At 39.4% G+C, this 12,348-nt stretch carries 11 protein-coding genes; 2 read left to right on the top strand and 9 right to left on the bottom strand.

The features are described from left to right. Nucleotides 1-170 precede the first annotated feature (170 nt). The 4 genes from I6F66_RS20045 to I6F66_RS20030 all read right to left on the bottom strand — a co-directional run bounded on the left by I6F66_RS20045 (nucleotide 171) and on the right by I6F66_RS20030 (nucleotide 5,436). Nucleotides 171-1,217: an NAD(P)-dependent alcohol dehydrogenase gene (locus I6F66_RS20045; RefSeq protein WP_197141169.1), complete on the bottom strand. Its 1,047-nt coding sequence runs from the start codon at nucleotides 1,215-1,217 to the stop codon at nucleotides 171-173. A gap of 139 nt (nucleotides 1,218-1,356) precedes the next feature. After that, nucleotides 1,357-2,070 carry a DUF1499 domain-containing protein gene (locus I6F66_RS20040; RefSeq protein WP_197141171.1) on the bottom strand — a complete coding sequence of 238 codons (714 nt, stop codon included), beginning with the start codon at nucleotides 2,068-2,070 and terminating at the stop codon, nucleotides 1,357-1,359. A gap of 108 nt (nucleotides 2,071-2,178) precedes the next feature. Then, nucleotides 2,179-3,519: a DUF1501 domain-containing protein gene (locus I6F66_RS20035; RefSeq protein WP_197141173.1), complete on the bottom strand. Its 1,341-nt coding sequence runs from the start codon at nucleotides 3,517-3,519 to the stop codon at nucleotides 2,179-2,181. A gap of 9 nt (nucleotides 3,520-3,528) precedes the next feature. Then, nucleotides 3,529-5,436, bottom strand: coding sequence for a DUF1800 family protein (locus I6F66_RS20030; protein ID WP_197141175.1), 1,908 nt, complete (start codon nucleotides 5,434-5,436; stop codon nucleotides 3,529-3,531). A gap of 170 nt (nucleotides 5,437-5,606) precedes the next feature. Between I6F66_RS20030 and I6F66_RS20025 the strand changes: the two genes are divergently transcribed. Then, nucleotides 5,607-5,822, top strand: a complete 216-nt coding sequence (locus I6F66_RS20025) for a hypothetical protein (RefSeq protein ID WP_197141177.1) — start codon at nucleotides 5,607-5,609, stop codon at nucleotides 5,820-5,822. A gap of 49 nt (nucleotides 5,823-5,871) precedes the next feature. Here the strand turns inward: I6F66_RS20025 and I6F66_RS22850 are convergent, their stop codons facing one another. The 5 genes from I6F66_RS22850 to I6F66_RS20000 all read right to left on the bottom strand — a co-directional run bounded on the left by I6F66_RS22850 (nucleotide 5,872) and on the right by I6F66_RS20000 (nucleotide 11,703). Then, the gene (locus I6F66_RS22850) at nucleotides 5,872-7,287 is read right to left on the bottom strand and encodes a diguanylate cyclase (protein ID WP_368668200.1); all 1,416 of its coding nucleotides are present in this window, start codon (nucleotides 7,285-7,287) and stop codon (nucleotides 5,872-5,874) included. A 547-nt stretch (nucleotides 7,288-7,834) separates the two neighbouring features. Next, entirely contained in the window at nucleotides 7,835-8,179 is a 345-nt protein-coding gene (locus I6F66_RS20015; protein WP_007581228.1) for a DUF6694 family lipoprotein, read from the bottom strand. A 40-nt stretch (nucleotides 8,180-8,219) separates the two neighbouring features. Next, entirely contained in the window at nucleotides 8,220-8,684 is a 465-nt protein-coding gene (locus I6F66_RS20010) for a nuclear transport factor 2 family protein (protein ID WP_197209639.1), read from the bottom strand. Nucleotides 8,685-8,779: 95 nt separating this feature from the next. Next, complete coding sequence (gene hrpB, locus I6F66_RS20005; RefSeq protein ID WP_197141181.1) at nucleotides 8,780-11,206, bottom strand: ATP-dependent helicase HrpB; 2,427 nt, start codon at nucleotides 11,204-11,206, stop codon at nucleotides 8,780-8,782. An 83-nt stretch (nucleotides 11,207-11,289) separates the two neighbouring features. Next, nucleotides 11,290-11,703 carry a group II truncated hemoglobin gene (locus I6F66_RS20000; protein WP_165734702.1) on the bottom strand — a complete coding sequence of 138 codons (414 nt, stop codon included), beginning with the start codon at nucleotides 11,701-11,703 and terminating at the stop codon, nucleotides 11,290-11,292. 280 nt (nucleotides 11,704-11,983) lie between these two features. On the opposite strand from I6F66_RS20000, the gene I6F66_RS19995 reads away from it, so the two are divergent. After that, nucleotides 11,984-12,181, top strand: a complete 198-nt coding sequence (locus I6F66_RS19995) for a CsbD family protein (RefSeq protein WP_007581220.1) — start codon at nucleotides 11,984-11,986, stop codon at nucleotides 12,179-12,181. Nucleotides 12,182-12,348 lie beyond the last annotated feature (167 nt).

Genomic DNA, 12,348 nt, shown 5'->3' with positions numbered 1-12,348 from the left:
AGGGCAATGCGAGAACGAGTGAAACGTTATATTCTTCCAGAAAAAAGAAAACGGCCCAAAAGTAGGACCGTTCGAATATCAAAAACTCGGTACACCATTAAGTCAAAACATGCTTAACTGAATGGTGTTAGCTAACTAGCGGCTCTATTATTTTTAATTTACCTAGTAAATTAAGCGCTTAACGACGCCATATCAATAACAAAACGATATCGTACGTCAGATTTTTCCATACGCTCGTATGCAGTGTTAATTTCGTCAATGTTGATCATTTCGCACTCTGGTAGCACGTTATTTTCACCACAAAAGTCGAGCATTTGCTGTGTTTCTGCAATACCACCAATAAGTGAGCCTGCAATACGACGGCGACCCATTAATAATGGTACCGTGCTTAGCTCATCTACAGGGCCAACTTGGCCTACAATAACTAAAGTACCATCCACATCAAGTAGTGGTGTGTAAATAGATAAATCATGTTTTACAGGTACCGTATCTATAATGACGTCAAAGGCAGATTGCGAGTCTTTCATTTCGTCATCATTAGATGACACTAAGTAGTGCTGAGCACCCAATTTAACCGCATCATCTTTTTTAGACTCACTACGGCCAATTACCGTAACGCTTGCGCCCATTGCAACTGCATTTTTAACGGCCATATGGCCAAGTCCGCCTAGACCAACAACACCAACACGGCTGCCTTTTTTTACGCCCCATTTATGAAGTGGCGAGTAAGTAGTAATACCTGCACAAAGTAGCGGTGCTACGCGAGAAAGGTCTAAATTTTCTGGTACGGAAAGTACGAATTCTTCGCGTACAACAACATGTTTAGAATACCCACCTTGGGTCATTTCACCACTAATGCGGTCTTTGCCTGCGTAAGTACCAATCATACCTTCGCGGCAAAATTGCTCTTCATCGTTATCACATTGATCGCAGCTTTGGCACGAATCAACCATACAACCAACAGCAACCGTGTCGCCTTGCTTGTATTTTTTAACGTCGCTACCTACCGACATAACTTTACCAACAATTTCATGCCCAGGTACTAATGGGTAGTCACTGCCACCCCAATCATTTCGTACGGCGTGTAAATCTGAATGGCACACACCACAGTATAAAATTTCAATTTCTACATCGTTATTTCGTAAATCGCGGCGCTCAAAAGAAAATTCTGTCAGCTCAGAACCTTGGCTTTTTGCTGCATATCCTACTGTTTTCATAATAACTCCATAGTGGTTAAAAATTTAAATTTTAATAACCCTAACGCAGTTGTCGTGAATACAAACTGACGCTAAAAACAAAAAAGCCCAACAATGTTGGGCTTTAATACGCTAATAACCTAATACAGGTTAAGTCGTTTTATTTTTCAAGTAAGGTGTTTAGTTCATTAATAATTGAATGAATGCGCTCTGCATTTTTTCCTAAATCACTACGCCCTACTCGCGACTTACTACGAATATCAACAAAACGTTGGCTGCCTTCATCTTTAATACGAATTACCACATCGTCTTTAAAACCAAACCACGTTGTTGTATCGGTAGCTTCCACAATACCTGTAGCCGTATTTGCACTTACCACTGCAAAGCCAAGATTTTTAACTGCTTGTTCGCTTGCTGTCATTAAATCGGCTTTAGATTGTGCAAAGCTTAACGTTACCAGCTCAGGGTATGCTTTGCGTTGCTGTACTGCCGTTTCTTCACCCGCGTATTCTACTGGGTTAGATGCATTTGCACGCAGTGGTGCAATTGCTACAAATTTTGGTGGATTAACTAAATCAGTTGAAATGTCATGAATTGCCGGTACACCTTCAGCCTTGTTCATCATATTAAGTGGCATAGCAATAGCCACAACCGAAAATACAAGTGCAATAACACCACTGCTTAGCGTTAACGTTTTACGCATAAATAACGCTTGTACTATAAGTAGCACCAATGCAGCGCCACCAGCATAAACGCCAAATTTAAACCCCGTAAACGCAACACCTAATTCTACAATACCAAATTTATACAAAGGCCCTGGCAGTATTACAAGTAAAAAAGCGATTAAACTAACTAAGCTCACTAAAACTTTCATTTTATGATTCCTATATTGTGTGTGATTTTTATTATTAAAACAGATAAGCACTATTAACCAGTAGCTTATACTACTAACAAGTGCTTTTAGATTACTATTAGCGACTAATTACACAAAAAAGTCCAATGTTGTGTGATCAAAGTTACTCAAGTTTGGAAAAATATCAACAAGCTCAGAGCTTGGCACACCAAACCACTGAGCCAATGTGGCAAAGTACTGCTCATTTGCAACACTTGGAATTAAACGCCCGCCACCGGTATCTTGTGGGCCATCCAAATGTTGAGTTAGTAGCTCGCCATATATATTGCCGCCTTTTACTGCGCCGCCCATTACTATTTGGTTTCCTGCCCAACCATGATCAGTGCCATCGCCATTTGAGGTCAACGTGCGACCAAAATCAGACATAGTAAACGCAGTCACTTTATCTGCCATATCAAGCTCTTTCATCGCGCTATCAAATTCACTTAACCCTTGAGCTAACGTATTTAATAAAGCAGGGTGCGTTGTTAATTGGTTATCGTGCGTATCATACCCCCCCATAGAAACAAAAAACACTTGGCGCTGAGTGCTCAATTTTGCCTGTACGCTAATTGTTTTAGCTACTGCTGCAAATTGCTCACTAAGGCTATTATCGCTAAATGGGGTAATAAGTGCAGGCGCGCTTTCTAACGCGCTGTTCATTGCTTGAGTGTTATTTATCGCACTTGTTAAGCCATTGGCATAAGCTGTACTTAACGGATGGCTCGTATTGCCTAGTAAGCGGTTCATAATAGAAGTTACGTGCTCGCTACGAGGTTGATACCCTCCAAACGCGTTAATACTACTAATGCCACTTTTGTTAAGCGCAAATGCATTGCTAGCACTTCCCGTTTGCCATAAATTAGTACCGTCGAGTGATATGTTAGCCGCAAATTCATCCTGTAATTCTAAGCGTTCTAAAAGCCGTGCACCCCAGCCACTATTAAGTGATTGTTTTTCTCGACCATACATCCATGCAGCTTGCTGATCGTTATGCGAGAACAAATGCTTAGGCAAACCTATTGTTTTATTTTTATAGTCACTCAATGTTGTGGGAGCGAGTAAAGTACCTACCCCACCTATAAATGCTAAATTTTGAGATTCAAACACATTTTGTATAGGTTCAAGTGAAGGATGAATACCGACTCCACCGGCAAACTGGCTTTTAATACTTAACTCAAGTGGGCTCTCTACCGCTAGGTTCTGCCTACTTTGCTCGTAAACACTACGTTGCTCGCCTTCAAGCGGAACTAGCATATTTAACGAATCATTCCCTCCATATAAATACACACACACTAATGCTTTGTAATCACCTAGCTCAACGGCATTAGTCGCTCCAGTTAATGCTTGTAATTGCAGGCTCGTTAACGCGGCAGCCGATACGCTGCCTTTTACACATAACGACAAAAACTCTCTTCTATTAATGCTCATTATGCGTTCCTAATACTGCACGTTAAATTCAGGTGAAATAGCAATCATATATAATAAATACGAAACCCGTTCACGGTATTGCTCTTCATTAAAATAGGCATCTAAATCAAGTAACGCTTGGCGCGTGTCACTGCTCATTGCGCCTGCAAAATATAACGTGTTGTACTGAGCTAGTAGCGCGCTAACACCGTTTTTCTCTAAAACATTCATGTCGTCTTGAACATAAATATAAATACTATTTGAATTTAAATCACTGCGCGCTTCTGCGGTACTCCATACTAAGCTTGCGTAAAGCGCGTTCATGGTGCCAATCAGTGTTGCGTCGTTTGCTATTTGTAATTCTGGTGCAACAATACCTTCATTTCGCAAAGCTGCGGTTTGATAATCAGGCCTAAAAAAGTTAAATACCGAAGCCGACTGCATGGGTCCTTGTCCGTAGCTATTTATTAAATTCCATGTTTTATAATAACCCGCTGGCGATTTAGCATCGAGATTTCGCCAAAACTGTACAGTTTTTAAAATAGGCTCTTTAATTTTACCTTGGTAATTAAGCACTGAGCCAAAATGCCGCGCTTCATCATCTAAATAAATAGCCTTTACTACCGCAGCTAAATCGCCGCGTACACCAGCACCGTTATCAATAAATACACTAGCTACTCGTTCAACATATTGCGGTGTTGGGTTTGAGGTAATTAATCGCTGAATAAGCTGCTTGCTAATAAACGGCGCAACATTTTGATGGTTAAATAAATTATCGAGGGCTATTTGCAATGACTCTTCTGCTGCATAACCTTGTGGTATAACCTCACCGTTTAGTAAGGTTTTTTGTTTACTAGAGTGGTACTCATCAAACGCTTGCATTGGATTAATATAATCGCGACTTTTACGCTTAAAAGTTTCGCTGCTTGCAAACGTCCAACCTGTAAATACGCGTGCAAAACCCTCTATTTCTGATTGCCCGTAAGTGGCAATGGTATTACCTTGGGCATCAAGCTTGGCACTACCATCTAGGTTTAGCTCTTCAAGGCCAATAGTAAATAATTGCATTACTTCACGTGCGTAATTTTCGTCTGGGCGAATATTGAGTGCATCATCGGCTTTCTCATTCCCTAAGTGACTTAAATAAGTCCCCATTATTGGCGAAAGCGTTACATCTTCAAGTAGTTCACGATAGTTACCAAAAGCATGCTTTAGTAATAAATCGTAATAAGTGATCATGCCCTCAGGTTGGCCTCTTAACGCGCTGTTTTCATCCGACACTACTAGTATTTCACTTAACGCAAACGCAACTCGTTGACGAAGTTGATCGTCGCTTTGCATTACTGCTTTCCACCATGCGTCAATACGGCTTATGTATTTAAAGTCGTCATCGTCATTTAGCTTTACTAAATAATTACGGTGATAATTAATAGGTAGCGCTATTTGTTTATCAAGCCATTGCTGCTCGCTTAACCCTTGTGCGTTTTGTATTTCACTAAGCTTAGGTCCCATTGTTGCTTGATGCAAAAGCCTTGCTGCGCTAACCTCATCCATATTATTACGCGCTGTGAAACTCAGTGTTTTTGCATTACTTGCGCCTTCGTTATCGGTTGCTGTCACCGTAAACGTATAATCAACAGGCTTGTAACTTTGTGCCTCGGGAATGGTTAACGTCGCACTTGTTGACTCTAAAGGCTCGCTAAGCACTGTTATGCCAGTAGTTTGTTGCCATACAACAGATTCAATAGTGCCGTCTTTATCGCTGGCTGTTGCTATTAGTTCAACTGTTTGGCCTTTACTTAGGTCGCTGGGAATATCAGCTACTGACAAAATGGGGATTTTATTTCCGTTAACGGTTGGCGTATCATCTGAGCCTGAACCACCACAAGCGCTTAGTATAAAAACCGAGCTTGCGATCAGAGCAAATTTATAATGCATGTAAAGTCGTCATCATTTGTTAATTAAGGTACGTTAGTGTGTACCGAGTTTGATGCATTTATTGAAACACAAAATTTACAATTTAACTCTTTATTTTTTGTAACCGAATCATGAACGCCCCATTAATAATGCACTAGCTGCAGGGGTAAACAGCCAGAGCTTTATTATTTATGAAAACAGAAATTCGCTATCGTTTTGAATCTTCACAAGTTGCTAACCGGTTTTTACACGAGCTAAAAAACTGGCCAGTAAACGATGTGAAAACGCGGCTTTTTAATGGCGGCGACAGTGTAAAAGTAACATACGAATACGACGAAAGTGGTTTTGATTACACTTGCGCCGAACTTGACGACCTAGCACAGAGCCATGGCGGGAAAGAGGTTTAAGCGTTTTATAATAAAAAACAGCTGATGCATCTTTAATAATTCACTTGAATTATATAGATTTGATTGATGTTTTATCTCTACCTGAGTTTTTCGCTTCGTAAAGCATTATGTCAGCTTCTTTAATTAGTGATTGCATAGACACATTATTACTACTTAAGGTTTCTTTTGTAGCAAATACACACCCAGCACTAATTGTTAAATATTCACGTACAGGCGACGCTTCATGAGGTAGATTTAATTCCCTAACCGCCAAAAGCAATTGCTGAGATATATCTACAAACTCTTCATAAGAAAGCTGTTTAAAGAATAATATGAACTCTTCGCCGCCATAGCGCGCCACTGTACCTGTGTTTTGCTTAGCTACTTGCTTTAGCTTTTGGGCAAGAGCTTGTAAAACGTTGTCTCCGCCTTGGTGACCATAAAAATCGTTATAATTTTTGAAATGGTCTACATCAAGTAATATTATTCCAAAGGCATTTTTTTGCTGTTGAGCCTGTTCCCATTGCGCCACAATAATTTCGTCAAAGGCACGCCTGTTGTAAATTTGGGTTAACCCATCAATTTTACTTATTTTTTCAAGCTTAAAATTTTGATCTTTAACTTGTTTAATTAATGCATTAAACCCGCTAATTAAAACGCGTATTTCTAAAAATTTATTACTGAATCTCAGAGGCTGTAAATCGTTTTTAACCAACATTGAATTGATAGCGGACGCACCGTTAATAAGTGGTTCAATAAAGTAACGATTTACAATATAGAAACTCAAAAGTGACATTACAAAAAACATTAACAAAATAAGTTTTAAATAGTGATCAAATAAAACTGGCAGTGTTTGATGGTGGTGCTTAATGTTCAAAGCAATAAGTGGATTACCGTTTATATCTAGAATCACCCTTTTCCTTTGAGTGGCAATGTCCTCTCCTTGGAGGCTCCCTTTAAGCGTCGCAATATCGTTTAAAGAACTAGCCTGTTCTATTTGTAAGTAGCTAAGCTCCACTTGTGCAATCTCAGCTAAGGACTTGATCAACGACGGTCTTACTTTTTTTATAAAAACAATACTACCAACAGGCTCACCTGTTTTATCTGTTCGCTTTATTACATGCGATGCAAACATGACAGGGCCGTCCGCTGTTTGCAAAAAACCAGAATGGCTTAAACTGTTGTCGTCTTCAGAGGCTTTTGAATTAGGAATAATTACGCGGTTTAATTTATTAACCTGTAAATCTAAATCAGGCGCATCAAACTCAGTATGTTTAATATAATCATACGCTTGCCCGTAAACCATATTAAAATTTATATCGTAAATAAACACACCATCAATTTTGAGAGAGTTGAAGGTGTCACCTACAAAGTTTGAATCTACATATTCTACGTCAAAATCAGCCATGTAATTATAGGTATCATCCCATACGGCGTAGTCATAATTGAGTGTTTCTAAAAATATAAACTCTCTATCAAGCGCAATTTTAAGACTTAATAATTCACGATTTTAATAATCTTCAATACTAGTGTTTATGGTCGGCAGGCTAAAGAAATAGCGGTACCCTACTAATAAACTTGTTACAAAGCACATTAAAATCAAAGTACCTATTATTACAAAAAATCTTAATGTCATAGTCTCTATCTAATCGTGTAAAATTAAGTCAAAGTAGCTTACATTTTTATATTTTAGACTCCCTGTACCTAAATAATAAATAATTAGCTTCTTACTAAAGCGTAGTATAAATTCATGAGCAGGAATAAACAAAGTTTACTATTAAATTTTATAGCGTTAAAACTTTAGCCCTTTCAATAATATATTTAATATAGACATAAAATTATACCAATTCGCTTAATTAAGTGGTCTATTTTGAGGGCGGAAAAACGTGTTGATAGCTAGGCAAAAAATTCGCTATTTAGTTGTTCTAAATGAGAATTTTTTAACGCAGGTAGCGACACGTTTAACCCCGCAAAATGATTAAGTATTATTGCGGATTGGTATTACACATTTAAAGTAGTACAAAAAGCTGAAATTATTCCACTACAGAAAATTCAACTTTTGATGGAGACGAACTCGCAAGCTCCAGTACTTCGTAATAATTTAAACCATCTATTTTTTTGCCAATAATAAAGTAATTCATTTCCCCCATCATGGTCGGGTCGCCCATAATATCGTCTAAGCTTTGCACGTCAGAAAATTGAATTGCGATTAAAGCGCCTAAGAAACGCATGGAATCTTGAGGCTTTAATGCTTTTAAAACTTTATTAACTCCCACTTGAGTTGTCTCTGGTGTGGAGCCATCAAATCTAAAATCATTTTTTGTGCTAACGCATGCACTAAGCATTAATATTGATAATGCGATAAGTAAATGTTTCATATATATCCTTATTTGTTTTATTAGTTATTCGTTTATTCGTTTATTCGTGATATTTGCGGATCATCGCCACTTTGCCGTTTTCAATTTCAATCACTTCCATCATTGTGGAGGTGTACTCTATTGGCTGCTTATTTTGCGGATGAATACCTTTTACATAGTTTTTATAACGAATAGCAAAGCCTGTATCGTTAAACACAAATGTATTAAGCAGTGTGCTTTCAAACAATGTGTGCGCACCTAAGTAAAAACTCATACCTTTGCGCATTTGCTTTTTACCATCTAGAGTACGTGAGTCATCCGGTTGATACGGAATATGCTGATTACCAATATCATCAGTTAACAATGCAAGGTAAGCCTCAAGCTCTTTAGCACCTGCGTTAGGTGCTTGTGTGGCGGTCATTGTTTTATAGTACTGCTGCGCAAACGCATTTAAGTCGAGTGGCTTTTCAGCATAAGCCGAAAAAGCAGTTACTAGAGCCAAACCTAACGTTAAAAGTAGCTTCATCACTTATTCCCTGTAGTTAAAAATATTGATTCATTTATAGGAACACTATATTAATATGTTCAACAATAAAACAAATAGTTTTAAGTAACTAACACCTACATTTTGCTCTTTACTCTGTTGGTTGCAACGCTGTTAGCAGGGTCGTCTGGCCAAAAATGCTTAGGGTAACGACCTTTCATTTCCTTTTGCACATCGCGGTAACTGCTAGCCCAAAAGTGTGCTAAATCTTGAGTAAGTTGCAGTGAGCGTTTACCTGGCGATAGCAACTCCATAAGCAGTGGCAGTTTACCGTTGGCAAGCATAGGTGTACTGGTCAAGCCGTAAACTTCTTGCATACGCACGCTTAGCTTTGCGGGGCCATCAAGCTGGTATTCTATTTTTATATTTGAGCCACTTGGCACCGTTAAGCGCAGTGGTAACAGTGCTTTTAAAGCGGTTTGTTGTTGCCAATCAAAACAGTTTTGTAATGCTTCAAAGTAGTTAAACTTTTTAAGCTGCGTGAGCGTTTTAATATCTTCTAAAAACACGCCTAGCCACTGCGCTGCATTTTGAATGAGTTGTTGCTCATTTATTTGTGGAAATTTATCGGGTAATAACTTACTTGTTAAGCTCATGCGTATCAATAATTGCTGCGCATCAGGTTGCTCGTTAAATAATGCAAAACCGTGTTTAGCAAATAAGTTTAGCCACGCTTTAGCGCGCTCGCTCTTATCTAGTTTTTGTTTACTAGGCTGGCTGCTGAGCGTTATAGCCCCGAGCTTTACTTCATCTTGATGAATAAAACGTGCTGATTTTTCGTCAAACTCACAGCGAGTAAGTTCACTAAATAAATGCGGTAAAAATTCTTGTAACTCAAATGGGTTAAGCGCGGTGGCTGAAAATATACGCCCTCCTTTGTGCCCGCCCATGGTTGCTATAGCTAAGTAATCGTCGTTGTGCCAGTAATCGGCATTTAACTCAGCACCTGCACCATTGGCAAGTAGGTAACCATTACCGCGTTTTTTAGCGATGCGATCGGGGTACGCCAATGCCACTAGCAAACTAATATAATGCGTATTTAATTCGCTGTTTTCGTCTTTTACTTTTAAGCGGCTTTGCCAATATTTTAACTGTTGTTTAAATACCGGATGCGGACGTTGCTGTTGGCTATGCAACGCTAAACTCAACTCGTTTGCACTGTTTACTCGGCTCTCAAGTAATGCCACTAAATAAATAGCGAGCCTAAAAATACCAGGGAGTTGGTCATCAAGTATTTGTGCTTTTAGTAGCATATGCGCCAAACGAATATCAGCACCAAAACCTAACATTTTACTGCCAAGCGGTGTGAGCTTACCCTTGCTATCAATAGCTTCTAGCATGTTGAGCAGGTTACTTGCTTGCTCGCATTGTTGCTCAGTAGGCTTATCAAGTAGGGTTAGCTCATCAATACTGGCTCCCCACTGCTTTGCCTCAAGCATAAGTTGGCTTATGTCTGATATGAGTATTTCGGGATTGTCGTGGCTATTACGTCGCTCAAAGGTTTGCTTAGAGCCCAGCCTATATACAATGCCCGGCTCTATTCGCCCTGCACGCCCTGCACGCTGCACAGCTGAGGAGCGCGATATACTTTGTGTTGTGAGCTCTGTAACCCCTGTTTTTAAATTAAAGGTCGCTGCACGGCGCTTGCCGCTGTCAATTACAATGCGTATGCCTTCAATAGTTAAACTGGTTTCGGCTACATTGGTGGTAAGCACGACTTTGCGCATACCGTTTGGTGCAGGAGCAATAGCGGCTTGCTGATTGGCTTTATCTTGCTCGCCAAATAGCGTTGCTACAGTGCAGTTACTGGGTAAATCGCTAAGTGCTTGCTGCACCCGTAGTATTTCAAATTGCCCGGGTAAAAATACCAATGCACTGCCTGTTTGCTCATTAAGCGCTTGTTTTATTATGCTAGGAATTGCATCAAGCCAGCGGCTTTCATCTTTTATGGGTATGTAGACTTCGTCTATTGGGTAACTGCGACCGCTCGATTGAATTACAGGGCAATCAAAAAACGCAGTGTAACGCTCAGTATCTAGCGTTGCCGACATAAGCATGATGGTTAAGTCTTCACGCAGTGCACTTTGGGTCTCGAGCGCAAAGGCAAGTGAGGTATCGGCTGCAATTGAACGTTCATGAAATTCATCAAATATAAGTAAATCTATATCGCTTAATTCGGGGTCGTTTTGCAGCATGCGTGTAAGCATGCCTTCGGTTACTATTTCAAGGCGCGTATTAGCGCTGACTTTACTCTCGCCCCTAATCCGCAAACCTACACTTTGCCCAACACTCTCGTTTTGGCACTTTGCTAAGTAACTGGCAATATTGCGTGCGGCTAAACGGCGTGGCTCTAGCATTACAATGCGTTTAAAATGCCCGTCGCGCATAAGTTGTAGTGGTAACCACGTAGACTTACCAGCACCAGGCGGCGCTTGTAATAACGTAATAGGATTACTTTGTAATGTAGTAACGAGTTGTTGATATATGTCTTGAACCGGCAGCACAGCTATTTACCCTAAATTGCTTTGCAGGCATTGTAACAAAAAACCAAAGCCTAGCTGCGGTTGATATTTATTAATAATTGCTATTAGCTACCCGACACCATTCTAATTCGATCTGCAGGCACTCGTAATTGATCCATTAAGTAAATTTTAAATGAGGCTTCGTAAGGTTGCTCATCAACCGCTTTTTGCATGCATAAAAGCCATGCATCACTTTGCTCAATTCCTACATGTAAATGTTTATGCGCTTGAGGAATGTTAATACTGCCAAAATGTTCAGCGTATAATTTAGGACCACCTAACCAGCCCGACAAAAAGTAAGCGAGCTTTTTACGTGATGCTGATAAATCTTTTGAATGCATACTCCTTATATTTTCAGCCTCTTTTAAAGCGTCCATATTATCGTAAAACGCATTCACCAATTGTGTAATACCTGCTAACTCACCTGCCATTTTGTATGAGCAGTCATCCACTCCGTATTCACACGTTTTTGTATTCATAACTCACTCAGGTTAACTACTTTGTTTAATACCTGCATATTAGCTTAAAACAAAAATTTAAGAATGAGTTACATCAAAGCGGCGTAACTTATGTCAGCAATAATTACAGGCTGCTATGTATATTTTTTAATAAATAGCGCAATATTAAAAACAAAATCGCTCAACATAAAAATATAACCAACTGATAATAAAAACAATAAAACCATTATTATTCATTGGTACAAGGCTTGCTACTTTATAACTGACAGTTAATTCACTAACCTAAAGTAAGGATAAACTTATGAACAGCGATCGTATCGAAGGTAATTGGAAAGAACTTAAAGGTAAGGCTCAACAAAAATGGGGCGATCTTACCAACGACGATTTAGATAAAATTGAAGGTAGCCGTACAGAGCTAGTTGGTAAAATCCAGCAGCAATACGGTAAATCTAAAGAAGAAGCAGAGCGTGAAGTTGATGAGTTTGAAAAAGGTCGTTAAACCGCGTTAACCGCTTTTAAAAAAACCGCCATTTGGCTAACACCATTCAGTTAAGCATGTTTTGACTTAATGGTGTACCGAGTTTTTGATATTCGAACGGTCCTACTTTTGGGCCGTTTTCTTTTTTCTGGAAGAATATAACGTTTCACTCGTTCTCGCATTGCCCT

The sequence above is a fragment of the Pseudoalteromonas sp. NZS100_1 genome, assembly GCF_015864285.1.
Lineage (GTDB): Bacteria > Pseudomonadota > Gammaproteobacteria > Enterobacterales > Alteromonadaceae > Pseudoalteromonas > Pseudoalteromonas arctica.
Note: the sequence above shows the minus strand (reverse complement) of the source record. Positions and strands in the feature narration are given on the sequence as shown.

What these genes read in the sequence shown, in the direction of transcription:
- I6F66_RS20045 (WP_197141169.1), bottom strand. Translation starts at nt 1,217, where the DNA reads ATGAAAACAGTAGGATATGCAGCAAAAAGCCAAGGTTCTGAGCTGACA.
- I6F66_RS20040 (WP_197141171.1), bottom strand. Translation starts at nt 2,070, where the DNA reads ATGAAAGTTTTAGTGAGCTTAGTTAGTTTAATCGCTTTTTTACTTGTA.
- I6F66_RS20035 (WP_197141173.1), bottom strand. Translation starts at nt 3,519, where the DNA reads ATGAGCATTAATAGAAGAGAGTTTTTGTCGTTATGTGTAAAAGGCAGC.
- I6F66_RS20030 (WP_197141175.1), bottom strand. Translation starts at nt 5,436, where the DNA reads ATGCATTATAAATTTGCTCTGATCGCAAGCTCGGTTTTTATACTAAGC.
- I6F66_RS20025 (WP_197141177.1), top strand. Translation starts at nt 5,607, where the DNA reads ATGAAAACAGAAATTCGCTATCGTTTTGAATCTTCACAAGTTGCTAAC.
- I6F66_RS20015 (WP_007581228.1), bottom strand. Translation starts at nt 8,179, where the DNA reads ATGAAACATTTACTTATCGCATTATCAATATTAATGCTTAGTGCATGC.
- I6F66_RS20010 (WP_197209639.1), bottom strand. Translation starts at nt 8,684, where the DNA reads ATGAAGCTACTTTTAACGTTAGGTTTGGCTCTAGTAACTGCTTTTTCG.
- I6F66_RS20000 (WP_165734702.1), bottom strand. Translation starts at nt 11,703, where the DNA reads ATGAATACAAAAACGTGTGAATACGGAGTGGATGACTGCTCATACAAA.
- I6F66_RS19995 (WP_007581220.1), top strand. Translation starts at nt 11,984, where the DNA reads ATGAACAGCGATCGTATCGAAGGTAATTGGAAAGAACTTAAAGGTAAG.